The sequence below is a fragment of the Afifella aestuarii genome (assembly GCF_004023665.1).
GTDB lineage: Bacteria > Pseudomonadota > Alphaproteobacteria > Rhizobiales > Afifellaceae > Afifella > Afifella aestuarii.
The window spans coordinates 591,811-616,020 of sequence record NZ_SAUF01000005.1; the positions used below are offsets into that span (position 1 = coordinate 591,811).

The 24,210-nt window shown below is 61.6% G+C and carries 19 protein-coding genes and 1 tRNA gene; 13 read left to right on the top strand and 7 right to left on the bottom strand.

Annotated elements, in window-relative coordinates:
- Positions 1-3 precede the first annotated feature (3 nt).
- Positions 4-1,194, bottom strand: a complete 1,191-nt coding sequence (gene rnd, locus EO094_RS16900; RefSeq protein WP_128294043.1) for a ribonuclease D — start codon at positions 1,192-1,194, stop codon at positions 4-6.
- 236 nt (positions 1,195-1,430) lie between these two features.
- Here rnd and aspS point away from each other — a divergent pair, with 236 nt between their 5' ends.
- Entirely contained in the window at positions 1,431-3,215 is a 1,785-nt protein-coding gene (gene aspS / locus EO094_RS16905; RefSeq protein WP_128294044.1) for an aspartate--tRNA ligase, read from the top strand.
- Between the two features lie 122 nt (positions 3,216-3,337).
- On the opposite strand, the gene EO094_RS16910 is transcribed toward aspS, so the two are convergent.
- From EO094_RS16910 to EO094_RS16920, 3 genes are all read right to left on the bottom strand, one after another.
- Complete coding sequence (locus EO094_RS16910; protein ID WP_128294045.1) at positions 3,338-5,383, bottom strand: hypothetical protein; 2,046 nt, start codon at positions 5,381-5,383, stop codon at positions 3,338-3,340.
- A gap of 32 nt (positions 5,384-5,415) precedes the next feature.
- Complete coding sequence (locus tag EO094_RS16915) at positions 5,416-6,549, bottom strand: hypothetical protein (RefSeq protein WP_128294046.1); 1,134 nt, start codon at positions 6,547-6,549, stop codon at positions 5,416-5,418.
- A gap of 103 nt (positions 6,550-6,652) precedes the next feature.
- On the bottom strand, positions 6,653-8,503 hold the full coding sequence (locus EO094_RS16920) for a PHA/PHB synthase family protein (protein ID WP_128294047.1): 1,851 nt from the start codon (positions 8,501-8,503) through the stop codon (positions 6,653-6,655).
- A gap of 96 nt (positions 8,504-8,599) precedes the next feature.
- Here EO094_RS16920 and EO094_RS16925 point away from each other — a divergent pair, with 96 nt between their 5' ends.
- The 6 genes from EO094_RS16925 to EO094_RS16950 all read left to right on the top strand — a co-directional run bounded on the left by EO094_RS16925 (position 8,600) and on the right by EO094_RS16950 (position 15,143).
- Positions 8,600-9,076, top strand: a complete 477-nt coding sequence (locus EO094_RS16925) for a hypothetical protein (RefSeq protein ID WP_128294048.1) — start codon at positions 8,600-8,602, stop codon at positions 9,074-9,076.
- Positions 9,077-9,137: 61 nt separating this feature from the next.
- Positions 9,138-10,355, top strand: coding sequence for an LL-diaminopimelate aminotransferase (locus EO094_RS16930; protein WP_092812338.1), 1,218 nt, complete (start codon positions 9,138-9,140; stop codon positions 10,353-10,355).
- Positions 10,356-10,385: 30 nt separating this feature from the next.
- Positions 10,386-11,702: a homoserine dehydrogenase gene (locus tag EO094_RS16935; RefSeq protein WP_128294049.1), complete on the top strand. Its 1,317-nt coding sequence runs from the start codon at positions 10,386-10,388 to the stop codon at positions 11,700-11,702.
- Positions 11,703-11,728: 26 nt separating this feature from the next.
- Positions 11,729-12,718 (top strand): class II fructose-bisphosphatase, encoded by a 990-nt coding sequence (gene glpX, locus EO094_RS16940; protein ID WP_128294050.1) that lies wholly within the window; start codon positions 11,729-11,731, stop codon positions 12,716-12,718.
- Between the two features lie 126 nt (positions 12,719-12,844).
- Positions 12,845-14,662, top strand: coding sequence for a single-stranded-DNA-specific exonuclease RecJ (recJ, locus tag EO094_RS16945; RefSeq protein WP_128294051.1), 1,818 nt, complete (start codon positions 12,845-12,847; stop codon positions 14,660-14,662).
- 157 nt (positions 14,663-14,819) lie between these two features.
- The gene (locus tag EO094_RS16950) at positions 14,820-15,143 is read left to right on the top strand and encodes a YARHG domain-containing protein (RefSeq protein WP_164879708.1); all 324 of its coding nucleotides are present in this window, start codon (positions 14,820-14,822) and stop codon (positions 15,141-15,143) included.
- A gap of 42 nt (positions 15,144-15,185) precedes the next feature.
- Here the strand turns inward: EO094_RS16950 and fghA are convergent, their stop codons facing one another.
- On the bottom strand, positions 15,186-16,019 hold the full coding sequence (gene fghA, locus EO094_RS16955) for an S-formylglutathione hydrolase (RefSeq protein WP_128294053.1): 834 nt from the start codon (positions 16,017-16,019) through the stop codon (positions 15,186-15,188).
- Positions 16,020-16,051: 32 nt separating this feature from the next.
- Positions 16,052-17,179 (bottom strand): S-(hydroxymethyl)glutathione dehydrogenase/class III alcohol dehydrogenase, encoded by a 1,128-nt coding sequence (locus EO094_RS16960; RefSeq protein ID WP_128294054.1) that lies wholly within the window; start codon positions 17,177-17,179, stop codon positions 16,052-16,054.
- Between the two features lie 197 nt (positions 17,180-17,376).
- Here EO094_RS16960 and EO094_RS16965 point away from each other — a divergent pair, with 197 nt between their 5' ends.
- The 4 genes from EO094_RS16965 (at position 17,377) to EO094_RS16980 (ending at position 21,551) form a co-directional block, all read left to right on the top strand.
- Complete coding sequence (locus tag EO094_RS16965; RefSeq protein WP_128294055.1) at positions 17,377-19,401, top strand: acetyl-CoA carboxylase biotin carboxylase subunit; 2,025 nt, start codon at positions 17,377-17,379, stop codon at positions 19,399-19,401.
- Between the two features lie 91 nt (positions 19,402-19,492).
- Positions 19,493-20,740 carry an SAM-dependent methyltransferase gene (locus EO094_RS16970; RefSeq protein ID WP_128294056.1) on the top strand — a complete coding sequence of 416 codons (1,248 nt, stop codon included), beginning with the start codon at positions 19,493-19,495 and terminating at the stop codon, positions 20,738-20,740.
- Between the two features lie 19 nt (positions 20,741-20,759).
- The gene (locus EO094_RS16975) at positions 20,760-21,044 is read left to right on the top strand and encodes an acylphosphatase (protein ID WP_342772746.1); all 285 of its coding nucleotides are present in this window, start codon (positions 20,760-20,762) and stop codon (positions 21,042-21,044) included.
- A 192-nt stretch (positions 21,045-21,236) separates the two neighbouring features.
- Positions 21,237-21,551: a hypothetical protein gene (locus EO094_RS16980; RefSeq protein WP_128294058.1), complete on the top strand. Its 315-nt coding sequence runs from the start codon at positions 21,237-21,239 to the stop codon at positions 21,549-21,551.
- Between the two features lie 19 nt (positions 21,552-21,570).
- Here the strand turns inward: EO094_RS16980 and lipB are convergent, their stop codons facing one another.
- Positions 21,571-22,332: a lipoyl(octanoyl) transferase LipB gene (gene lipB / locus EO094_RS16985; RefSeq protein ID WP_128294059.1), complete on the bottom strand. Its 762-nt coding sequence runs from the start codon at positions 22,330-22,332 to the stop codon at positions 21,571-21,573.
- A gap of 232 nt (positions 22,333-22,564) precedes the next feature.
- Here lipB and EO094_RS16990 point away from each other — a divergent pair.
- Positions 22,565-22,649, top strand: a tRNA-Leu gene (locus EO094_RS16990).
- A gap of 102 nt (positions 22,650-22,751) precedes the next feature.
- Complete coding sequence (gene mgtE / locus EO094_RS16995) at positions 22,752-24,161, top strand: magnesium transporter (RefSeq protein ID WP_128294060.1); 1,410 nt, start codon at positions 22,752-22,754, stop codon at positions 24,159-24,161.
- Positions 24,162-24,210 lie beyond the last annotated feature (49 nt).

Sequence of the window (24,210 nt, forward strand, 5' to 3'; positions counted from 1 at the left end):
CTTTTATTCGGCCGCGGCCTGCATATCTTCGACCTGCACCGCCCGCACCCGGCCATTGCCGAGCAGGAGTGCCATCTCTCCGCGCTTCAAGGCGAGGGCCTGGTCCCCGAAGAGCTGCCGTCGCCATCCTTTCATGGCGGGCACATCGGCATGATCGTCGGCTGCGATCTTCTCCAGCTCGTCGACCGTCGCAACGAGCCGCGAGGCGACGCCGTGCTCTTCTGAGACCATCTTCAAAAGCACTTTGAGAAGCTCGGCCGAAGCGCTTGCATGCTCAGGAGCAGGCCGCGGTTTCGGGATCGACGGAAGGTCTGCGTCCGGGACGGCGAGCGCCTCTTCGACTGCTGCAATCAACGCCTGAGCGGCGTGCGAGCGCTCGAAGCCGCGGGGCAGGGCGCGCAACCTTGCCATCTGTTCGGCATTGCGCGGCTGCTGCAGCGCGATCTCGTAGATCGCCTCGTCCTTCAGGACGCGCTGGCGCGGGACGTCGCGGCTCTGCGCTTCCTTCTCCCGCCAGGCGGCAACCTTCTGCATGACCGCGAGCTGACGCGGTTTCCTCACCCGCATCTTGAGCCGCTTCCAGGCATTTTCGGGGTGTGTCCGGTAGGTCTCGACGTCGTTGAGGACGGCAAGCTCCTCGGCGACCCAGTCGCTGCGCTTCTGCTCCTCCAGATTGGCTTTGAGGAAGCGGTAGACGTCGCAGAGATGCGTCACGTCCGAAACGGCGTAATCGAGCTGCTTCTGGCTGAGCGGTCGCCGTTGCCAGTCCGTGAAACGGGAGGATTTGTCGATCCGCACGCCCGTGACGCGATAGACGAGTTGATCGTAGCTGATCTGATCGCCGTAGCCGCACACCATGGCCGCAAGCTGTGTGTCGAAGAGAGGTTGTGGGACAGCACCGTCGAGCTTGACGAAGATCTCCACATCCTGCCGTGCGGCATGGAAGACCTTGGTGACCTTCTCGTTGCGCATCAGCTCGAAGAAGGGTGCAAGATCCAGCCCCTCAGCCAGGGGATCGACGATGACCGCGACCTCCGGATCCGCCATCTGGATCAGGCAGAGGCGAGCCCAGAAGGTGGTCTCACGGATGAATTCCGTGTCGATCGAGACAAAAGGCGAGGCGGAAAAGCGGCGGCAGATCTCCGCAAGCTGCGCGCTGTCGGTGATGACTTGATAATCGTTTTTGGCACTCATTGCGCTGCTCTATAGCGAATCTGAAAGCAGCTGTCGCCACGCTTTCGTGGCGCACCTTAGGAGTTTTTCACGGTTCGCAGGAGGTTTTGCGTGGGCCATCCCGCCGGGTGCCGCTTGTTGGACAAGCACCCCTCCTGAGGCGGCGGCTCCCTTGACACAAGCCCGTGCTTCTGTGCTTCTCCGGCCGAATTTGTCCGTTTCGGACCACTGTCTCAAAACCCGAAAGAAGCGGTATCATGCATCGCTATCGTTCCCACCATTGCGGCGCGCTTCGCGCCAGCGATGTCGGTGAAAATGTTCGTCTCTCCGGCTGGGTGCACCGCGTGCGCGACCACGGCGGCCTGCTCTTCATCGATCTGCGCGATCACTATGGTCTGACGCAGATCGTCGCCGATCCCGATTCGCCTGCCTTCACGATTGCTGAAAAGCTGCGTGCCGAATGGTGCGTGCGCATCGACGGCGAGGTGAGGGCACGCGCGCCGGAAGTCGTCAATCCGAACCTGCCGACGGGCGAGATCGAGGTCTTTGCCAACGAGATCGAGATCCTCTCCGAAGCGCCGGAACTGCCGATGCCGGTCTTCGGCGAGCCGGAATATCCGGAAGATACGCGCCTGCGCTATCGCTTCCTCGATCTGCGTCGCGACACCTTGCACAAGAACATCATGAAGCGCTCGGCCGTCATTTCGCGTCTGCGCGAGCTTATGGGCGGGGTGGGCTTCAACGAGTTCCAGACGCCGATCCTCACGGCCTCGTCACCTGAGGGTGCGCGGGACTTCCTGGTGCCGTCGCGCATCCATCCGGGTAAGTTCTATGCGTTGCCGCAGGCGCCGCAGCAGTTCAAGCAGCTGATCATGGTGGCGGGCTTCGACCGCTACTTCCAGATCGCTCCTTGCTTCCGCGACGAGGATCCGCGCGCCGACCGTCTGCCGGGCGAGTTCTACCAGCTCGACATCGAGATGAGCTTCGTGACGCAGGACGATGTCTTCGCGGCGATGGAGCCGGTGATGCGGGGCATTTTCGAGAGCTTCGCGGACGGCCGCGAAGTGACCCAGGTCTTCCCGCGGATCGCCTATGCCGATGCCATCCGCAAATACGGGACCGACAAGCCGGACCTCAGAAATCCGATCGAGATGCAGGCGGTGACGGAGCATTTCGCCGGCTCCGGCTTCAAGGTTTTTGCCGGCATGATCGAGCGGGATCCGAAGGTCGAAGTCTGGGCTATCCCGGCTCCGGGCGGCGGCTCGCGCGCCTTCTGCGACCGCATGAATTCCTGGGCGCAGGGCGAGGGCCAGCCTGGCCTCGGCTACATCTTCTTCCGCAACGAGGCGGACAAGCTGACGGGTGCAGGCCCGGTCGCGAAGAACATCGGTGAAGAGCGTACGGAAGCAATCCGCAGTCAGCTCGGCCTCACAGAGGGCGATGCCGTCTTCTTCGTTGCCGGCAACCCCAAGGTCTTTGCGGATTTCGCTGGCAAGGCGCGTGACCGTGCGGGCCGTGAGCTCAATCTCATCGACGAGAACCGTTTCGCGCTCGCCTGGATCGTCGATTTCCCGATGTACGAATGGGACGAGGAGGAGAAGAAGGTCGACTTCTCGCACAACCCGTTCTCCATGCCGCAGGGTGGCCTTGAAGCGCTCGAGACCAAAGACCCTCTGACCATTCCCGCCTATCAGTATGACTGCGTCTGCAATGGCTACGAGATCGCCTCCGGCGCGATCCGCAACCACAAGGCGGAGATCATGAAGAAGGCCTTCGCGATCGCCGGCTATCCGGAAGAGGTGCTGGAGGAGAAGTTCGGCGGCATGCTGCGGGCGCTCCAGTACGGCGCACCTCCGCATGGCGGCATGGCGGCGGGCATCGACCGTATCGTCATGCTTCTCGTCGGGGCGAAGAACCTGCGCGAAGTGACGATGTTCCCGATGAACCAGCAGGCGCTGGATCTCTTGATGGGCGCGCCGTCGTCCGTAACGCCGAAGCAGCTCCGCGAGCTCTCCATTCGCGTGACGGCACCTCAGGACTGAGGTCGCAAGCTTGAGGTTGGGAGCCGCCAATGGCGGCTCTCCCATATCCTCGATATTTTTCCGAGATTACGATGAGCCTGTCCCGCTGACTGAGACGCCGGCGGGACAGGATATCGTCCGTCTTACTTGAGGACGGGCAGTTCCGGCGCCGTCTCACGTGTCTCCAGCGATGCGCCGACGAGCTTGAGCAAGGCTTCCGGATCGTCTTCCGCACCCACCAGAGCCGAGAGAGGCAGGGGCGCCCGCGGCGCCAACGTCAGAACCAGTGTGTTCCCGCTTTCCAGGAAGTTCTTGAGAGGGTCCGCCAAAAACTGGGCGATCTTCGGCGGAACCGCGGTGCCAATCAGGAACGGCAGCGCACCGACGACTTGCTCTTTGTACTGCTCGGTCGGCTGACCCTGCTTCTCCGCGGCCAAGGCGAACGACCGATCGATCAGCGAGTGGTCGGTGAGCGCGACGGTCATCTGCTCCAAACGCAGCTTCGACAGGAGTGTGAAGATCGCTGTAGGGTCATCGCTGTTCTCTATCTGCTGCATCATCAGATCGAGAACCCACTCCTCGGTGAGACCCGTAAGCTTCGCGCCGAATCGCAATCCCGCCGCGTCCGCGACCTCTAAAGCCGTGGTCGTCTCCAGTCTTCCATCTTCGCTGAGCTCGCTCGCCCCATCGAGGTCGATGTGGAGCCCGTCATAGCCAAGGCCGTCGAAGATAAGGGCCGACTTTGGATCTCGGCGCCAAAGAGCGCCCGGCAGGAAGAGATCGGAGATTTTGAGCTGCCCCCGCTCAGGCAAAAGTCGGTCCGAAGGAACGCTCTTCGTCTGTATGCGATCGACCGAGACCGCCATAATCCGGCTCTTGCCAACGGCCAGCCCCTCCATGTCGAGACTGCCGATCTGCGGCGCCATCTGGAAGGGAAGGGTGGCAAAAGCCCGTCTCTCTTCCTCCGTCAGTGAACCGGTTTCGGCCTCTTCCAGAGCGGCAAAGGTCTCCGGGTTCGGCAGCGGAAAGACGAGATCGTTGAGCGCAAAGCGGTCGAGCTTCATATAAGCGTCGGGAAAATCCGACTGCAACGCGGTTCCCCAGGCCCGCTCGAAACCATCTCGGGTGAGGTTTGAGACGCCGATCTCGGCAATCTCTGTGCGGCCCGCCTCTTCGCCAGTCTTTTCCACGACCAGCCGGTGCAATTTGAATTCGCCGAGCCGCATTGCGTCAAAGAAAGTCGTGAGGGCTTCCACCGCCTGCTGGTCGTCGATGTCTCCCTCGGTTTCGCGATCCGCCTCTCGCATGGCCTGCTCGAGGGTCGCGATGTAGGGTTCGTCCGGGCGCCGCGTTTCGATGTCGGACAAGGCCATATCATCGATGGAGACCCGCACGCCCTCCTCGGTCGTGATGCTGAGGCCCGCATAGGAGATCTCAGCGAAGGCATTCTGCCATTCCTTGCGCGCGTTGCCGTCAGATCCGGTGACATCGTCGGAAAGGAGAAGCAGCACGCTGTTGAAATTTGTCTTCTCGACGTTCACCGAAGCGATGCGCGCCGTGGCGGGATCGTCGCCCTCCGTGCGCATCGTGATCGGACCGACCGACGAACGGGCGATAACACCGTCCTTCCAATCTTGGAGCTCAAACCCTTCATAGGTGACGCTCTGCTTCCGCACTGTCGTCAGGCGCGGCAGGACCACCTGTTTCAGCTCCGGAATCTCGGCGTGTTCAACCGACACTTCGGAAAGACGCTGATACAGCTTCCGCAGCGAAGAGAAGGGGCGATCCTGATCAAAGCTCAGATCCGCGAGGGTCGGCACGGCGATCCCGGTCATGGAAAGGACCGGGGCCTCGAAGGCCACATCTTCACCAACGACGCTTATCCCTGCCCCCTGGATGCTATCGGCCGAGAGCCCTCCTGCAGCCTCGCGGGGCTGGTCCAGCCGCAGCTCATCGAAAGTGATGTCGAGCGGCGGCTCGGTGCGAACAAAATGCACACCGGTTCCCACGACGACGTCGTCCTCGCTGGCGATGCTGCTGACACTTGCACTCCAGCCGGGAACGCCATCGAGCTCGCTGACTAGGTCGCGGAACACCTGCTCGCCGACCGGATCCGCCAAGGCTCCGGTCGGCGGCAGCACGGTCAGAGCCAAAAGGAGCGGTGTGCGAACAGAAAAGAAACAACGCATAAAACTATCTCTCGGCTCTGACGGGTCTGCAGTTAGCGGCTTTGGTTTGCGGTGACCGAGATGTTCAAGACATCCGGAAGCGTCTGCGGCGCGGAGCCTGCAATTTGAAGGATCTCGGCGCCAGACATGGGCTTATCCGGAGCGATCGTGACCGTCAGCGACTGCGGGTCCCGAAGGAACGTGCTGACAGCGTCAGAGACCTTTTTCTGGAAATCGGCGTTCTGCATGGCGCTCAGCATGAAAGGGACCGCGGCCGCCAGCTGTTCGGCGTATTTGTCGCCATCCATACCCTGCTGCTTGCCGTAAAAGTCGAGAACGCGCCCGGTCAGCGAATCGTCTTCGTAACGCAGCGTGAAGTCAGACACATTCATCGTGGCAATGCCCGCCATCGGCTGGGCAGCAGTTTCGGCGCCCGGCATCGCGACGTTGCCGAGATTGCCATCGATCATCAAAGTGCCGCCGTCTTTCAGGGTGAGCGCCACCTTGTCGAGCTTCAGATCCTGGCTTTCGGGATCGCGCGAACCGGCCCATTCGATGTTGAAAGCGAGCTCGTCGTAGCCGAGATCGGAAGGCTTCATCTTCTGGTCGGCCGGAACGTAGCTCCCGGGGACCACGAGATCCTCGACGCTGCCCTGGCTCGTCTGCGGCACGCCGTCGACGATATCCTCGCTCGTCATCGTGAACCCGGACACCGTCACGGGCTCGTTGCGGTCTTTCGGTGTGACGCTGACGTCGCTGCCGACAAGGCGATGGAAGAGCAGGCCCGGGGTTTCCTGCTCAGCTTCCGGCGTCTCGCCAAAAGTCGCTTCTTCAAGCCTGACATTGCCGATCGTGCCGGTCGCATCGCCGGAGAAAGTGCCTCCGTCGAAGACGATTTCGTCGGCCGTGTAGCCGTCGTCTTCCTCGGCCACGCCGGTCAGGGTCACCTCGTCGAATGCGATCACGGTGCCGCCGTCCTTCGGCGTCAGCGTGAGGCCGTTGATAGCGACCTCATCGCCACTGCCCGATACGTCCCCCTCATGGGAGACCGTCATCTTGCCGCCTTGCGCCAGGGTCGCTTCAAACGATTTGGCGACGGCTTCCGCATCCTGAGCGAAAGCCGTGCCGGTGAGGCTTAGGAAACCGGCAGCGAGAGCCGGAATGACCAGGGGGGTATGAACGCGCATAGTTGTCCTTTGCGGTATGGAATCATGCGGCGCATCATGCTGCGCCGTTTGCCGAGGGCAAGTGCACGCTCTCACATCGGGTCGAGACAACAATACGGCAAGGTCAGCACTTCATTTTGACGTAGGAACCCGGAGCGTCCTCGAGTGGCTGGAGCTTGCCCCCGCCGATCTCACGGGCATCCACCCGTTTGTCGTCCAGTGTCTCGATCCAGCGCTGCCAATCGGGCCACCAGGAGCCGGGCTTCTCTTCGGCCTTCTCCATCCACGCTTCGAGGTCGCCCTCGGCGTTTCCGTCGATCCAGTATTGGTACTTGTTCTTCGCCGGCGGGTTGATGACGCCCGCGATATGACCCGAGCCTGTGAGAACGAAGCGCACGGGTCCGCCGAAAAACTGGCTACCAAAGAACACAGATTTTGCCGGTGCGATATGGTCCTCTTTGGTGGCGAGATTGTAGATGGGGATCGTCACGCGGCTGAGATCGAGCGTCTTGTCGCCGATCTTCATGCGCCCCTGAGAGAGATTGTTCTCGAGGTAGCAGTTGCGCAGATAGAAGGAATGGTTCGCCGCCGGCAGGCGGGTGGAATCGGAATTCCAGTAGAGAAGGTCGAAGGGCAGCGGCTCCTTGCCGAGCATGTAGTCGCTTACGAAATACCGCCAGATGAGGTCGTTCGATCGCAAAAGATTGAAGGCCGTCGCCATCTTCGAGCCGTCGAGATAGCCCCGCTCGGCCATGTCTTCCTCGAGCGTTTCGATCTGCTCCTCGTCGGCAAACAGTTTCAGATCGCCCGAATAGGTGAAGTCGACCTGAGCGGCGAACATCGTTGCGCTCGCGATCCGCTGCTTGCTGCGTCCCTTTGCGAGGTAGGCGAGGGCGACGGCGAGAAGCGTGCCGCCGACACAATAGCCGATCGCGTTGACTTTGCGCTCGCCGGTGGCGCGCTCGACGACATCGAGGGCATAGAAAATGCCCTCCTTCATATAATGTTCGAAAGTCTTGTCCGCGTGCCGCCGGTCGGGATTCACCCACGAAACGACGAAAACCGTGTGACCCTGTTCCACCGCCCAGCGGACGAAACTCTTCTCGCTGTTGAGGTCGAGAATGTAGAATTTGTTGATCCATGGCGGCACGATCAGGAGCGGGCGTTTCAGAACGCTCTTCGTCGTCGCCTCGTACTGAATCACCTGGCAGAGTTCGTTCTGGGCAACGACCTTTCCAGGCGTCGTGGCGATGTTCTGGCCGATCTTGAACGCGGTGGCGTCGGTCTGGCGCACGCGCAGATCGCCTTTGCCGGCAGCGATGTCTTCTGCCAGCATGTGCATGCCTCTAACCAGATTCTCCCCGTTGCTCTCTGCGGTGGCGCGGAGCACTTCGGGGTTGGTCATGGCGAAATTCGAGGGCGACAGCGCGTTGGCGATCTGCTGCACGTAAAAGCGTGCTTTCTGACGTGTGTGCGGATCGACGTCCTCTGCATCCTCAACCAGGTCCTCGGCCCAGCGCGAGGTTGCGAGATAGAGTTGTTTCAAGACGTCGAACATCGGGTTTTGCGACCAATCCGGATCGGCAAACCGCTTGTCGGCCACGGATTCCTGCTGACTGTCCGCACCATCGCCCATGGCTTTGCGCAGGCCGCTGTTCCAGATCGACAGATATTGTGCCCAGAGCTTGGTCTGCGCTTCGATGGTTCGCGCCGGATCGGACATCCAATATTGCCCGACATGGCTCATCGTCTTCATCACTTCGGCCGTGTGTTCGGCGAGCTGGTCGGCCCCCGTCTGTCCCGTTTCGCGAGGTCGCAGATAGGCCGCGAGCGCCTTTCCGCCTTCCTCGAAGGCACGCGCCATATTGCGAGCAAAGACTTCCGGATCGGCCGCGATGTAAGAGGTGGGCAGCGGCTTGTCCGACCGTTCCTCTGTGACATCCTCCCGCTCTTTGCGTGATTTTTTCTCCGCCATCCTGACACAATTACCTTATTAGGGGTGATCCGAGCGCCTTATGCGATATAGCACAGCAGCCAGCTCCTTCGAACTCAGCAAGGCCGAGAGCGTCAATTGCGTTTCCTAGCTCAACACTGTCATCAGAATCGCTCACATCCCGTTGGCGGATTAAGAGGGCTGACCGTTGCTGCCCTCGCACTCTTCGCGCTGACGGCCTGCGAAAGCCCCGCTCTCACAGGACTTAAGGAGAGCAGCACGCCGCCGCAAAGGCCGAGCGACCCTCAAAAGGCGGCGGCCTACGACCGCACGGTCGCAGAAATCCGGGCACGCGCCGCCGCCGAAGACGCGAATCCTCAAGAGTTTCCAGGCGTGTTCGACACCGCCGTGCCGCCGAGTATGCTCGTCAGGCCGACCCGGAACGTCGCCGCATTAAAGGCCGAGCTCGAACAGATTGCCGCCGCTCGCCGCGGTGCCAATGGCCGCAGGCAGCAAGAACTCGCTGCACGAGAGGCGGAATTGCGGCGCCTCGTTCAGCAAAATCAAAAAGAGACGGCTGAGAAAATTCGCGAAAACTCTACAAACGTGCAATAACGTTACGGCAGCGAAGCTGGCATAATCAAATCAGTCTTCGCCTGCAAATGGATGAAGGACAATGGACGAATTTCACAAGATCAAACGGCTGCCACCCTATGTTTTCGAGCAGGTCAACAGGCTCAAGGCCGCCGCTCGAGCCGGTGGCGCCGATATCATCGATCTTGGCATGGGCAATCCAGATCTTCCGACGCCGGCCTTCATCATCGAGAAGCTGATTGAGACCGTTCAGAAGCCGCGGACCAATCGCTATTCGGCCTCGAAAGGCATTCCGGGACTTCGCCGCGCGCAAGCTGCCTATTACGAACGCCGCTTCGGCGTGAAGCTCGATCCGGAACGCCACGTCGTTGCGACGCTCGGCTCGAAGGAAGGCTTCGCCAATATGGCCCAGGCCATCACCGCGCCGGGCGATGTCGTTCTCGTTCCCAACCCGAGCTATCCGATTCACGCTTTCGGCTTCCTGATGGCGGGCGGCGCGATCCGGCACGTACCGGCCGAGCCCGGACCGGAGTTTTTCCAGGCGCTGGAACGGGCCGTACACCATTCCATCCCAAAGCCGATTGCCGTCATACTCTGCTATCCGTCCAATCCGACGGCGCATGTCGCGGATCTCGAATTCTACCGCGACGTCGTCGCCTTCGCCCGCCGCAACGACATCTTCGTTCTGTCCGATCTTGCCTATGCGGAGATTTATTTCGACGACAATCCTCCGCCGTCGGTCCTGCAGGTGCCGGGTGCGATGGATGTCACCGTCGAGTTCACGTCCCTGTCCAAAACCTTCTCGATGCCCGGCTGGCGGATGGGTTTTGCCGTCGGCAACGAACGGCTTATCGCGGCGCTTGCGCGGGTCAAATCCTATCTCGACTACGGTGCGTTCACACCGATTCAGGTGGCCGCGGCGGCAGCGCTCAATGAGGAAGCCAGCCCGGCCGATGAAGCGCGGGAGATCTACAAGAGCCGGCGCGATTGTCTCGTTGAATCGTTCTCGCGTGCAGGGTGGGACATTCCGGCGCCTGCGGCATCGATGTTCGTATGGGCGCCGTTGCCGGAGCGGTTCCAGGGGGTGAGCTCGCTGGAATTCTCTAAGCTCTTGATCGAGAAGGCGGATATTGCCGTTGCTCCAGGCATCGGCTTCGGCGAACATGGCGACGGCCACGTCCGGATCGCGCTCGTGGAAAACGAGCAACGCATCCGTCAGGCGGCTCGGAACCTTCGGCGTTTTCTTGCCACGGCCGATGAAACGTTGCACAACGTCGTCCCGCTCAAGGCGAACGCCTGACAATTACCAATTCTCTCCGGGAAGGCATCCATGGATCAGCCGCTCAGGCTCGGACTGGCCGGGTTGGGCACGGTCGGCACATCCGTCATTCGGCTTCTTCGCGATCATGAAGAGGCACTGAGGGATCGGGCTGGACGGCCGTTGCGGCTTGTCGCCGTCTCCGCGCGCAACCCGAACAAAGACCGGGGCATCTCGCTCGATGGGCTCAGCTGGCACAGCGATCCCGTTGCTCTTGCCTCGTCGCCGGACATCGACTGCTTCATCGAGCTGATCGGTGGCGAAAACGGCGTCTGCCGCGAGGCGACGCGTGCGGCCCTCGATTCCGGAAAATCGGTGGTGACGGCAAACAAAGCGCTTCTGGCAAAGCACGGGCTTGAACTCGCGGCCGCCGCAGAAAAGGGTGGCGGCGTTCTCGCCTTTGAAGCCGCGGTCGGCGGGGGCATCCCGATCGTCAAGGCGCTGCGAGAGGCACTGGCCGGCAATCGCATCACGCGTCTGTTCGGCATCTTGAACGGCACCTGCAATTACATCCTGACGCGGATGGAAGCCGAAGGGCTGAGCTTCGAGCAGTGTCTCGCCGACGCGCAGGAGCTGGGCTACGCGGAAGCAGACCCGAGCTTCGATATCGACGGGCTCGATGCGGCCCATAAGCTCGCCATTCTCACCTCTCTGGCGTTCGGGGTAGAGCTCAACAAAGACGCCATCTTCGTGGAAGGCATCGCGTCGATTACGGCCGAGGATATCGCCGCCGCAGAAGAGCTCGGCTACCGCATCAAGCTTCTCGCCGTCGCCCAGGAAACGGACAGCGGCATCGAACAGCGCGTGCATCCGACAATGCTGCCGAAGAACTCGCAGCTTGCGCGGATCTCCGACGTCACCAATGCGGTCGCGGTCGAAGGCGACTTCATCGGGCAGGTGGTCCTGTCAGGCCCCGGAGCCGGTGGCGACGCGACGGCCTCCGCCGTCGTTGGCGATATCGTCGATTGCGCTCGCGGCTTTCGTGCGCCGCCTTTCGGGCGTCCTGTCGCAAGCCTCAAACCGTATGAGCGAGCCCGGATGCGGGCTCATGCCGGCGGCTATTATCTGCGCTTGTCGGTGCCCGACCGCGTCGGCGCCTTCGCGGCGATCGCGCGTGCCATGGCCGACGGCGGCATCTCGCTCGATTCGATCGTGCAGAGAAATCGTCCCGCGGGCGCCGCACCGCGCGGCAATCGCGATGATCTCCGTTCTATCACCATCATCACCCACGATACGACCGAGCAGGCCGTGCGTGACGCATTGGGCCGTATCGAGGGGGAGGGTGACATTGTCGGCCGGCCCCAAATGATCCGGATTGAGGCGCTGTAAGCGCCAGAATTTTGAGGGAGGGCTAAATGGCCGATATCGATTTGTCCGCAATGGACCGCGTTCTGACTCTGGAGCTGGTGCGTGTGACCGAACGCGCCGCCGTGGCGGCCGCCATGATGCGTGGCCGTGGTGATGAAAAGGCTGCCGATCAGGCAGCTGTCGACGCGATGCGCAACGAACTGAACCGCCTGTCGATTCGCGGCCGTGTCGTGATCGGTGAGGGTGAGCGCGACGAGGCGCCGATGCTCTTCATCGGTGAGGAGGTCGGCAACGGCGATGGCCCCGAGGTCGATATCGCGCTCGACCCGCTGGAAGGCACCACCATCTGCGCAAAAAACCTTCCCAACTCGCTCGCCGTCATTGCGATCACCCATCGCAACGGCCTGTTGAATGCGCCTGATGTCTACATGGACAAGCTCGCCATCGGCCCGGGCTTTCCGGAAGATTTCATCGAGCTCGATATGCCGCCCGAGGAAATCGTGCGCCGCATCGCCAAGGAAAAGGACGTCCGTCCGCACGAGCTTACGGCATGCATTCTCGACCGGCCGCGTCATCAGAAGCTGATCGAGGCGGTGCGAGACACGGGTGTGGCCATCCGCCTGATCGGTGACGGCGATGTTGCCGGCATCATTCATACGACGGATCCAGAGACGACCGGGATCGACTTCTACATCGGCTCGGGCGGCGCGCCCGAAGGTGTTCTCGCAGCCGCCGCGTTGCGCTGCATGGGCGGACAGATCTGGGGACGTCTCACGCTCGATACGGACGAAAAGCGCGCGCGCGCCGAACGCATGGGGATCAGCGAGCCGCGCAAGATCTACTCGACGGAAGACATGGCGTCAGGCGACGTGCTCTTTGCGGCCACGGGCGTGACAGATGGCAATCTTCTGCAGGGTGTGAGCTTCCGCCGCGGCGTGGCCATGACCCATACGATCGTCACCCGTTCGCATACGGGCACGCAGCGCTGGGTTCGCGCCAAGCACATCGTTGAGGACAAGTTCGAATTCATCGACTGATCCTCAGCTTCCGGGCGAAGCGGCGGCCTACGGGCCGCCGCACCGTTGCCAGAAAGACGGGGACCGTCATCGCTCGCTTGTGGCGCGGCGGTAGCAGCGGGACAGCTGCTGCCGCATAATGCTCGAATGTGGGGTCGACCCGAATCATCTCGTAGTCTTGTGGCGCCGGGCATTTGTCTCGGCGTCGATGCGTCTCTCAAGGGCCGCGTCTGGCGCATGCGTTTGGATGCGCGCGGGGAGGCCGCGGCCACGGCTCTGGCGCAACGCACCGGCTTGTCCGAGAGCATCTGTCGCGTTCTTGCTGGACGCGGCATCTCGGACGATGGTGCGGAGGCGTTTCTGGGCCCGTCGCTGAAGACGGACATGCCGGACCCCTCCTGCCTCATGGATATGGATCTGGCTGCCGGGCGTCTCGCCGATGCCATCGAGCGCCGCGAAAAGGTGGCAATCTTCGGCGATTACGACGTGGATGGTGCGACCTCTGCAGCCCTTCTTTCGGACACGCTCTCCGGGCTGGGGGTCACGACCGAGATCTACATTCCCGACCGCCTGATCGAAGGCTATGGACCGAACCCTGAGGCGATCGACCGCCTCATCGATGCGGGTGCAGAGCTGATCGTCACCGTCGATTGCGGCGCGACGAGCTTCGAAGCTTTGGAGCGGGCACATGCGCGTGGCGTCGATGTCGTTGTCATCGACCACCATCAGATGGGGCTCGATCGCCCGAAGACCGTCGCCCTCGTCAATCCCAACCGGCAGGACTGCCTCTCGGGCCTCGGCCATCTTGCAGCGGTCGGTCTCGTCTTCATGACGGCTGTCGCGCTCCTGCGGGAATTGCGCCGTCGACGCTACACTGGGGCTCTGCCGGATCTCCTCTCGGGCCTCGATCTCGTCGCGCTTGGCACGATCTGTGACGTCGTTCCGTTGACGGGCCTCAACCGGGCTTTCGTGACCAAGGGGCTCGTTGCGTTACGCCACGGCGGCCGCCCGGGATTGCAGGCGCTCGCCGCCGCGGCGCGCCTCAAAGGACCTGTCGAAACCAGCCATTGCGGCTTTCTCCTCGGACCGCGCATCAATGCCGGGGGACGCATCGGTGACGCCGGTCTCGGCGCGCGGCTCCTGACGACGCGGGACGCCGCCGAGGCCGAAAGCATTGCCGCCACGCTCGAACGCCTGAACGCAGAACGCCAGGCGATCGAGGCAGAAGCTGTCGCTGAGGCCTGTGCGCAGGCGGATGCCGCCATCACACGGGCGGGCGAAACGCCGTCCATTCTCGTCGTCGTCGGTGAGACCTGGCATCCGGGCGTCGTCGGTCTCGTTGCCTCGCGCCTCAAAGAACGCTTCCAACGTCCGGCGCTCGCCATCACCTTTGATGGGCCGAGCGGAAACGGCACGGGGTCTGCCCGCTCGATCGCGGGCGTCGATCTCGGAGCAGCCGTTCGCGCCGCACTCGCCGCTGGATTGCTGGAAAAAGGCGGCGGACACAAAATGGCGGCGGGAGTGACCGTTCGCAGAGAGAAGCTCGAGGAGCTGCAGCGGTTTCTGATTGCGGAGCTCGAAGCTCCCGTCGAGACGGCGCTCATCGATGATTGCATGAAGATCGACGGCCTCATCACCGCCGATGGGGCGAGCCGGGAGTTCTTTGCCGAGATAGAGAAATGCGGCCCCTATGGCGCCGGGCACCCGTCGCCGGTGTTCGTATTGCCCGCCCATCGCATTGCCTATGTGGATACCGTCGGCAACGGACATATCCGTCTCGATCTCCGCTCCAAAAGCGGAGGGCGGATCAAGGCGATGGCATTTCGCGAAGCTGAAACCCCGCTCGGCCGCGCGCTTCTGTCGTCACGCGGGGAGGCGATGCATATCGCGGGCACGCTTTCTCTGAACCGCTGGGGCGGACAGGAGAAGGTGGAAATGAAGCTTCTCGACGCAGCGCCGGCCTAGAGGCCGATGGCGAAATGACCTCGCCTCAGCCAGCCGATTTTCCTTGTCCGATACTACGACGGTTCGAAAATGCCGGCCGTCCGTATGCCTGCGCGAGAACAATTCTCTAATTCTATCTATGATGCTACCCTACCGGCTAATTTTCGGGGGGCGTCACATGCTGAAAACCTTGTTCTCAAGCGCTTGTCTCATCACTTTCGGGAGTGTCGCGCAGGCCGACTGCTTCGACGGTCTCGGGTGCACCGACATGCATCGTTTCGAGCAGGGCGCGTTGCGCACGATGCGTTGCAGCGACCTCTGGTATATCCGGAACCGGGTTTTCGACGAAAACGGCTATTGCTTCAGCACCGCGCGTGGTCGGGCCAACTTCGACAATTCCGATTGCTGGGAGCCGGATCAAAGCCGCGTCAGAATGAGCGCGATCGAGCGCGCTAACGTCGATGCGATCGTTCGCGCCGAGCGAGCGCTTGGCTGCCGGTAACAACTGCCAAGCAGTCACCCGTCGACGAGGGTACTCGTCGGCTCACGCTTTCAGGCGTTTGGCATGCCACGCGAGATGGTCCTCCATGAAGGTGGAGATGAAATAATAGGAATGATCGTAGCCCGGCTGCATTCGAAGGATTAGCGGGATGCCGCCCCCCGCGCAGGCTTTCTCGAAGAGCTCGGGCCTCAGCTGCTCGGCCAGAAAATTGTCGCCCGTCCCCTGATCGACCAAGAATTCCGGAAAGCGCGCGCCGTCGGCGATGAGAGCGCAGGCGTCATACTGCCTCCAGCTCTGTTCGTCCCGTCCGAGATAGGCGGGCAACGCTTTCTGGCCCCAAGGCACGTCGATCGGTGCAACGATTGGAGCGAAGGCCGAACACGCCAAGTAGCGGTCGGGATTTTTGAGCGCCAGCGTCAAAGCTCCATGCCCGCCCATCGAATGGCCGAAGATCGATTGCCGCTCGGGATCGACGGGGAAGTTCGCTGCAATCACAGCCGGAAGCTCGTCCCGGATATAGCTTTCCATGCGGAAATGCCGGGCCCACGGGTCTTCCGTCGCGTCGAGATAAAAGCCCGCGCCCTGACCCAGATCATAGGCGTCCTCATCGGCAACGCCCTCTCCGCGGGGAGAGGTGTCGGGACAGACGACGATCAGGCCGTGTTCCGCGGCCGCTCGGCGGTATTCGCCCTTTTCCATGACGTTGGCATGGGTGCAGGTGAGCCCTGACAGATAGGTGACAACAGGGCAGGGCGCGACCTTCGCCTGCGGCGGAACGAAGACGGCGAATGTCATCTCGGTTCCGGTCGCTTCAGAGGCATGGCTGTAGACGCCCTGCGTGCCGCCATGAGCGGCCCAGGTCGAAATGGTCTTCACGGGGATCTCCCTTGGCTGCGGCGACGGACGCCTCAATAGACGACGACGCTGCGGATCGATTCGCCCGCATGCATCAGATCGAAGCCGCGATTAATCTCTTCGAGAGACAAGAGGTGGGTGATCATCGGATCGATGTCGATCTTTCCCTCCATGTACCAGTCGACGATTTTGGGAACATCGGTCCGCCCCCTTGCGCCGCCGAATGCCGTGCCCTTCCAGGTACGGCCCGTCACCAGCTGAAAAGGCCGCGTGGAAATCTCCGCACCCGCAGGTGCCACGCCGATGACGATCGACTGACCCCAGCCACGGTGCGCCGATTCGAGGGCCTGGCGCATGACCGTGACATTGCCGGTGCAGTCGAAGGTGTAGTCGGCCCCGCCGATCTGGTCTGCGCCGCGCTTCGTCAGGTTCACGAGATAAGGGACGAGATCCTCGCCAATCTCCTTCGGATTGACAAAATGCGTCATGCCGAAGCGCTCACCCCATTCCTTTTTGGAATTGTTGAGGTCGACGCCGATGATCATGTCCGCCCCGACGAGCCGCAGCCCCTGGATGACGTTCAGGCCGATCCCGCCGAGGCCGAAGACGATGGCCGTGGCCCCGGGCTCGACTTGTGCAGTGTTGACGACGGCTCCAACGCCTGTCGTCACCCCGCAGCCGATGTAGCAGATCTTGTCGAACGGAGCGTCCTCGCGGACTTTCGCGACCGCAATCTCCGGCAGCACGGTGAAATTCGCGAAGGTCGATGTGCCCATGTAATGGTGCAGCGGCTTGCCATCGATGGAGAACCGCGAGGTCCCGTCGGGCATCAACCCCTGACCCTGCGTGGAACGGATCGCCGTGCACAGGTTGGTCTTGCGAGACAGGCAGGAGGGGCATTCGCGGCATTCGGGCGTATAGAGCGGAATGACGTGGTCGCCCTTTTTGACGCTCGTGACGCCCGGCCCGACATCGACGACGACGCCGGCACCCTCGTGCCCCAGAATCGACGGGAAGAGCCCTTCGGGGTCGGCGCCCGACAAAGTGAATTCGTCAGTGTGGCAGATTCCGGTCGCCTTCACCTCGACGAGCACTTCGCCCTCTCTCGGGCCCTCGAGCTGAACATTGGTGATTTCGAGGGGTTTTCCGGCCTCAAAGGCCACCGCTGCGCGAACATCCATATTGGGATCTCCTCCAAACTCTGCAGGTCCATTTGCAAGGCAATCGCGTCTCGACAAGGCCGCATCGCATGGATGACATGCATTTTCGTCGGCAAAGCCACTTTGACCCGAAGACGCGCTTGCGCTCTTTTCGCTTGTCGAGGCGCGCCTTGCTCACATAAACGGGCACCACCGCAAGAGGGGGGAAGTTTTTTCGAATGTTCCGTAAGATATTGATCGCCAATCGCGGCGAGATCGCCTGCCGCATCATTCGTTCAGCCCAAAAGATGGGAATCGCCACTGTTGCGGTCTATTCGGAAGCGGACCGAAACGCGTTGCATGTGGAGATGGCGGACGAGAAAGTCGCGATCGGCCCGGCTCCCGCTTCTGAAAGCTACCTGAAGCCCGACAAGATCATCGAGGCTTGCCGCCAGACCGGCGCCGAAGCCGTTCATCCGGGCTACGGCTTCCTCTCAGAAAACGCGAACTTCGCGAAGGCTCTGGCAGAGGCCGGAATCGTCTTTATCGGCCCGCCGGTCGGCGCCATCGAAGCCATGGGCGACAAGATCACCTCCAAAAAGGTCGCCAAGGACGCGGGCGTAAGTGTGGTGCCCGGTCATATGGGCCTGATCGAAAGCGGCGATGAGGCCGTGCGCATCTCTGCCGAAATCGGCCTGCCGGTCATGTTGAAGGCATCCGCTGGCGGTGGCGGCAAGGGCATGCGCGTGGCCTGGAACGAGCAGGAAGTGCGCGAGGGTTTCGATCTCGCCCGCCGTGAAGCCAAGTCCTCCTTCGGCGATGAACGAATTTTCATCGAGAAGTTCGTCGAGCAGCCGCGTCACATCGAGATCCAGGTTCTGGCCGACAAGCACGGCAACGTGATCCATCTGGGCGAGCGCGAATGCTCCATCCAAAGGCGCAACCAGAAGGTGATCGAGGAGGCGCCGTCTTCGTTCCTCGATCCGGAGACGCGCGCCGCGATGGGGGCTCAGGCTTGCGCTCTCGCTGCCGCAGTCGGTTATGAGACCGCCGGCACCGTCGAGTTCATCGTCGACCGCGATCGCAATTTCTACTTCCTGGAAATGAACACCCGGCTGCAGGTGGAACATCCGGTGACAGAGCTCGTCACCGGTCTCGACCTGGTCGAATTGATGATTCGCATCGCTGACGGCGAAAAGCTCCCGATTGCGCAGGAAGACGTCGTCCTGAAGGGTTGGGCGATCGAAGCACGCCTCTACGCCGAGGACCCCTTCCGCGGATTTCTCCCGTCGACAGGTCGCTTGCGTCGCTATCGCCCGCCCGAAGACGCCGCCCGCGAAGGCACCATCATCCGCAATGATACGGGGGTCGTCGAAGGTTCCGAGATCACCCTCTTTTACGATCCAATGATCGCAAAGCTCTGCACCTATGCAGAGGGCGAGGGCATGGCGGCACGCGAAAAGGCGATCGACGTCATGTCGGATGCGCTCGACGCGTTCACGATCACCGGCATTCGCAACAACATTGCCTTTTTAAGCGGTCTGATGGCGCATCCGCGCTTCCGCCGCGGCGATCTCTCCACCGCCTTTATCGCCGAAGAATACGGCAAGAGCTTCGAAGGTGCCGATGCGACCGACGAGGATCTGAGGATTCTCGCGGCCATCGCCACCTGCGTTCAATTGATCGAGCGCGTTCGGCTGGACGATCTTTCGGGGCGCTTGCGTCCTCATCCCGGCACCATTCGCCCCGATTGGGTGGTCCTGATCGACGGTGAGGCCGTCGACATCACCATCACATCGGGAATGCCTTCGATCCCGTTCGACGTCGAAATGATCGTCGACGGCATCGAGCATCGGGTGGTGACGGCCTGGAAGCCGGGCGATCTTCTATGGCACGGCATCGTCGACGACAAGGAAGTGTTCGCCCAGATCGAACGTCGCGGTGCTGCCTTGCGTGTCGAGCGTCGTGGCGTCGCCCGGATGACGCAGCTCATCCGTCCCTCGGTCGGCGAGATCTATCGCCATATGCCGGAAAAGGCGGTGAGCGAGCTCGACAACCGCTTGGCGTGTCCCATGCCGGGGATCGTCGTGTCACTTCCGGTTGAGGAAGGACAAAAGGTCGAGGCCGGCGAGACTCTCGCCACCGTTGAAGCGATGAAGATGGAGAACGTCCTCCGGGCCGAGCGCGATGTCGTCATCAAGAAGATCTGCGCGGCTCCGGGCGACGTCGTGGCCTTCGATCAGGTGCTCATCGAGTTCGAATAAGCCGCCTGAATGATCACAACCGGGAGGGGGTTTCACGCGTCAGATTGCGCGCGATAAAATTGGGTGTGACAAAAAGGGGGATCTTTCTCCGATGTGGCTCCTGAAGAGCATCCTTCGACAATTCGTGCGCAATGGTCGGCTCACTCTGATCGACGCTGAAGGTCGCGAGCATCTTTTTGGCGGCAAGAAGCCCGGCCCGGTTGTGACCATGCGCCTGCATGATCCGAAGCTTCATTGGCAAATGGCGATCAATCCGGAGCTCGTTGCTCCGGAAGCCTATATGGACGGGACGCTGACATTTGAAAACGGCGCCACGGTCCATGACTTCTTGAGGCTCTTTTCGATCAATCAGGATTACCTCTCCGCCCATCCGGCGCAGACCGTCGTCAACACCGGTTATCGCGCTCTGAGACGCTGGCATCAGAACAACATGCCGGGCAGGTCGAAGCAGAACGCCAAACATCATTACAACGTCAAAGAGGATGTCTACCGCCTCTTTCTTGACGACAGGATGCAGTATTCCTGCGCCTACTGGCGTGACCCGGATCATGAAACTCTGGAGGAGGCGCAACTCGCAAAGCTGCGCCATATCGGCGCGAAACTTCGGCTCCGACCCGGAATGAAAGTCCTGGAGATCGGGTCCGGATGGGGAGGTCTTGCGATCTTTCTGGCCGAAACCTTCGATGTCGAGGTCGTCGGTGTCAATCCGGCGACGGAACAGCTGGCGTCAGCCCGCCGATGGGTCGAAGAAAAAGGTCTGTCCGACCGGGTCAAATTCGTCGAGAAGGATTACCGTGAAATCGAAGGCGAATATGACCGCATCGTCTCGGTCGGAATGTTCGAGCATGTCGGCTATCGCTTCTACGATGCCTTCTTCCGAAAGGTTTTCAGCCTGTTGAAGCCCGACGGCTTCATGGTGCTGCACTCGATCGGCCGCATGTCACCGCCGGGAATCACAGGACCATTCCTCAACAAGTACATTTTCCCCGGCGGCTATGTGCCGGCCATATCGGAGGTTGTCACGGCGACGCAGCGCAACCGCCTATGGGTCTGCGATGCGGAGGTACTCCGCCTCCACTACGCCTATACAATCAGAGAATGGTACAATCGCTTCCAGACCAACCGCGACAAGGCGATCGAATTGATGGACGAGCGCTTCGTCCGGATGTGGGAATTCTATCTGGCGGCGGTGGAGCTCGGCTTCGTACACGGCTCCAACATGGTCTTCCAGCTTATCCTGTCCCGCCAGAGAGACGCCGTGCCGATTGTGCGGGACTGGATCCAGGAGACAGAGGAACACCTGCGCCACGGTTCCCTTTTGGTCGACGCAGCGCAATGACGTCAAAGGCACAGTGATCGTGGCAGATAAGACCGTTCGAGTTGTCATAAAAGGACGTGTCCAGGGCGTATCTTACCGGGCTTGGACCAAAGGCAAGGCGCGGGAGCTCGACCTTTCGGGCTGGGTGGCAAACCGGAGCGACGGGGCGGTGGAGGCTGTTTTCACCGGGGCAGTCGACAATGTGGACAAGATGCTCGTCGCGTTGCGCTCCGGACCGGCTCTGGCCTCGGTCGAGTCCGTCGAGGTGGTGGGCGGAGGGGGGCCTCAAAGCGGGCCCTTCCGCGTAGAGTATCTCACCCGTTAACATTGAGTTAATTTTAAATTAACATTTCAACTCGTCGTTTGGATAGGCTTGCGCCTGCAAGGCGAACGGGTTGGGGTGATGCCGTCTTCGAGAGGCTCAAGGCTGCGTTTGGCGCTTTTCTGCGGGTTCGCAATCGGTGCGGCCGCGGCATCCGGCGTGGCGTCCGGCAGACCTTTGGACGGCCGGAATACGATGCTTGCTGCGGACCATTCCAGCGACAGAGTGGCCAATGTGCGTCTGCATTTCATGCCTGAGGACGATCCTCGCGAGGGGCATGTGAAAGTCCTCCTGACACCCGAAAGCCGGCCTCTGAGCTTTTTCGAGGCTCGTCAGGCGGTTCAGCAGGCCTTTCTGGAGACGCTGAAGGAGCCGGGCTTGCCCGACAACCTGACCCGGGTTTCCGTAACGGTGCAACTCGCCCCTGCCGGCACCGAGCCGGAACAAAGCCGCACCTACCTCTACATTCGCAAGACGGCCAAGACCTGGACGGTGATGGCCGCGCCGTAGCTCGTGCTCGTGCGCGCTCTCACGGTTCGCGGGCGAGGGGGCCGAAGACGTCTTCGAAGGCTGCAATGAGAGCCCGATCCGCATCCGCCATATTCGCGGAGATGCCGAGATCTTTGAGGCTGGTGACGCCGTAGGCCGTGATTCCGCAAGGGACGATCCCGGAGAAATGCTCAAGATCAGGCGCCACATTGAGCGATATGCCGTGAAACGTGACCCAGCGGCGGACCCGCACGCCCAGAGCCGCTATTTTGTCTTCGGTCGGTGAACCGTCAAAGAGCGGCGGCTTATCCGGCCTTTGCACCCAGATTCCGACCCGCCCGTCGCGGCGCTCTCCGGTCACGCCAAAACGCGCCAGAGCCGAGATCAGCCACGCCTCCAGGCAGCGCACATAGACGCGGATATCCTTCTGCCGCCTTTCCAGGTCGAGCATCACATAGGCGACCCGCTGGCCCGGCCCATGATACGTGTATTGCCCGCCTCTGCCGGTCTTGAAGACCGGAAAACGCTCGGGCGTCAGGAGGTCCTGAGCACGAGCACTCGTTCCGGCGGTGTAAAGCGGGGGGTGTTCGAGAAGCCACAGGCATTCTGGAGCCTCGCCGGCACGAATCGCGGCAGCGCGCTCTTCCATGAAGGTCAGCGCGGCTTCGTAGGGAATCGGTCTGTTGGAAACCCGCAGCTCGACCGGCGCACCTGGATGATCGGGCCATAGACGTTCGGTTTGTCTCTCACCTCCGGCAAGAGATTGGACGCCCCGTGCGGGGGCTTCAGGCAATGAGGTCATAGGGATCACATAATCCTCGGCGCAAACAAAGGCGAGAGGGGGCAAAGGCGAGGGGTGGTAAGGGCCCGAGGAGGCAAAGATGAGGGAGCGGCTGCGCCTCGTGCGCACGACACCTTTAAGCCCGTCCGACCGCGTCATTTTGGGAAAGCGCATCTTCTCGCGAGACTGGCCTTGTTTCGGGTCCGACCATTTGCTACATGACCGCGCGCTGGCTTGACCGGCGCAGGATTTCGCGGTCGTGGCGGAACTGGTAGACGCGCAGCGTTGAGGTCGCTGTGGGGCAACCCGTGGAGGTTCGAGTCCTCTCGACCGCACCAATTTAAAAAGGTGGCTTCGGCCACCTTTTTTATTGTCTGCAACATCGGCGTTTCTGGCCGGCTTCGCTGGACCCGGTCGAGCCGCAGCCCTAAAGACGTGCGATGCAGACAGATACGCTCCCACGCGAAGACGAAGAGACGACGCTTCCGCAAGTTCGCGACGAGGAAGGCTCGCTCAACGGTGCCTACCTGGCGGCGGTCTCGGAGGCGATCGAGACGAGCGACGCCGATCGACTGCGCGTTCTGATCGGCGATCTCCACGAATCAGATCTCGGCGATGTTCTGCAGGCGATCAGCCGCGAAGAACGTGAGGCGCTGATCGCCCTCATGGGCGGCGATTTCGACTGGACGGCGCTGACTGAGGTCGACGAAACCGTCCGCGACGAGATTCTCGAAACGATCCCCAATACGGCCATCGCCGAGGCCGTCCGCGAACTCGATTCGGACGATGCGATCGGCATCCTCGAGGATCTGGCGGACGAGGATCGCGAGGAGATTCTGGCCGCGCTGCCGCTTGCGGAACGAATCAAGCTGGAGCGCAGCTTCGACTATCCGGAGGAATCGGCCGGTCGTCGCATGACGACGCGGTTCATCGCGGTTCCTCCCTTCTGGACCGTGGGGCAGACGATCGATTTTCTTCGGGAAGATGATCGGTTGCCCGACGATTTCACCGAAGTCTTCGTGGTCGATCCGCGTTTCTGTTTCCTTGGCACGGTGTCGCTGGACCGCCTGCTGCGTACGAAGCGGCCCGTGCGCATCGAAGAAATCATGGGCGAAGTCACCCATTCGGTCTCCGCGACCGACGACCAGGAAGAGGTCGCTCGTCTGTTCGAGCGCTACAACCTTCTCTCCGTCGGTGTCGTCGACGAAAGCGATCGGCTCGTTGGTGTGATCACCATTGACGATATCGTCGACGTCATCGAGGAAGAGGCCGACGAAGATATCAAGCGCCTCGCTGGTGTCGGCGACGAAGAGCTGACGGACACCTTCGTGAGTGCGGTTCGCTCTCGCTTCATTTGGCTACTGCTCAACCTCGGCACGGCACTGCTCGCATCGGCGGTCATCGGCCTGTTCGATGGCACCATCTCACAGATGGTGGCCCTTGCCGTGCTTATGCCGATCGTTGCCTCGATGGGCGGAAATGCCGGCACCCAGACCATGACGGTGGCCGTTCGGGCTCTCGCGACACGTGACATCGAAACCATCAACCCGATACGCTTCATCTCAAGAGAAGCCCTGGTAGGCCTCGCCAATGGTGTGCTCTTCGCGATCATCATAGGCGTCGTGGCGAGCTTATGGTTCTCCAGCACCCAGCTGGGCGGGATTATCGCCGTTGCCATGATCATCAACATGGTGGCCGCTGGGCTCGCCGGCATTCTCATCCCGCTCGCTTTGGAAAAAGCCGGTGCCGACCCCGCGATTGCCTCTTCCGTCTTCGTTACGACCGTCACCGATGTGGTGGGCTTCTTCGCATTCTTGGGCCTTGCCGCTTGGTGGTTCGCCATTTCGTGACGGCGCCGACGTCACGCAGAAAAAGATTTCTCAGCGGCCGGGCTCCCAG

Bases quoted from the DNA above. Each gene is read 5' to 3' on its own strand.
- EO094_RS16920 (WP_128294047.1), bottom strand. From the start codon at position 8,503: ATGGCGGAGAAAAAATCACGCAAAGAGCGGGAGGATGTCACAGAGGAA.
- EO094_RS16930 (WP_092812338.1), top strand. From the start codon at position 9,138: ATGGACGAATTTCACAAGATCAAACGGCTGCCACCCTATGTTTTCGAG.
- EO094_RS16915 (WP_128294046.1), bottom strand. From the start codon at position 6,549: ATGCGCGTTCATACCCCCCTGGTCATTCCGGCTCTCGCTGCCGGTTTC.
- EO094_RS16935 (WP_128294049.1), top strand. From the start codon at position 10,386: ATGGATCAGCCGCTCAGGCTCGGACTGGCCGGGTTGGGCACGGTCGGC.
- EO094_RS16965 (WP_128294055.1), top strand. From the start codon at position 17,377: ATGTTCCGTAAGATATTGATCGCCAATCGCGGCGAGATCGCCTGCCGC.
- rnd (WP_128294043.1), bottom strand. From the start codon at position 1,194: ATGAGTGCCAAAAACGATTATCAAGTCATCACCGACAGCGCGCAGCTT.
- EO094_RS16980 (WP_128294058.1), top strand. From the start codon at position 21,237: ATGCTTGCTGCGGACCATTCCAGCGACAGAGTGGCCAATGTGCGTCTG.
- EO094_RS16960 (WP_128294054.1), bottom strand. From the start codon at position 17,179: ATGGATGTTCGCGCAGCGGTGGCCTTTGAGGCCGGAAAACCCCTCGAA.
- glpX (WP_128294050.1), top strand. From the start codon at position 11,729: ATGGCCGATATCGATTTGTCCGCAATGGACCGCGTTCTGACTCTGGAG.
- EO094_RS16970 (WP_128294056.1), top strand. From the start codon at position 19,493: ATGTGGCTCCTGAAGAGCATCCTTCGACAATTCGTGCGCAATGGTCGG.
- mgtE (WP_128294060.1), top strand. From the start codon at position 22,752: ATGCAGACAGATACGCTCCCACGCGAAGACGAAGAGACGACGCTTCCG.
- recJ (WP_128294051.1), top strand. From the start codon at position 12,845: ATGTGGGGTCGACCCGAATCATCTCGTAGTCTTGTGGCGCCGGGCATT.
- EO094_RS16950 (WP_164879708.1), top strand. From the start codon at position 14,820: ATGCTGAAAACCTTGTTCTCAAGCGCTTGTCTCATCACTTTCGGGAGT.
- EO094_RS16910 (WP_128294045.1), bottom strand. From the start codon at position 5,383: ATGCGTTGTTTCTTTTCTGTTCGCACACCGCTCCTTTTGGCTCTGACC.
- aspS (WP_128294044.1), top strand. From the start codon at position 1,431: ATGCATCGCTATCGTTCCCACCATTGCGGCGCGCTTCGCGCCAGCGAT.
- lipB (WP_128294059.1), bottom strand. From the start codon at position 22,332: ATGACCTCATTGCCTGAAGCCCCCGCACGGGGCGTCCAATCTCTTGCC.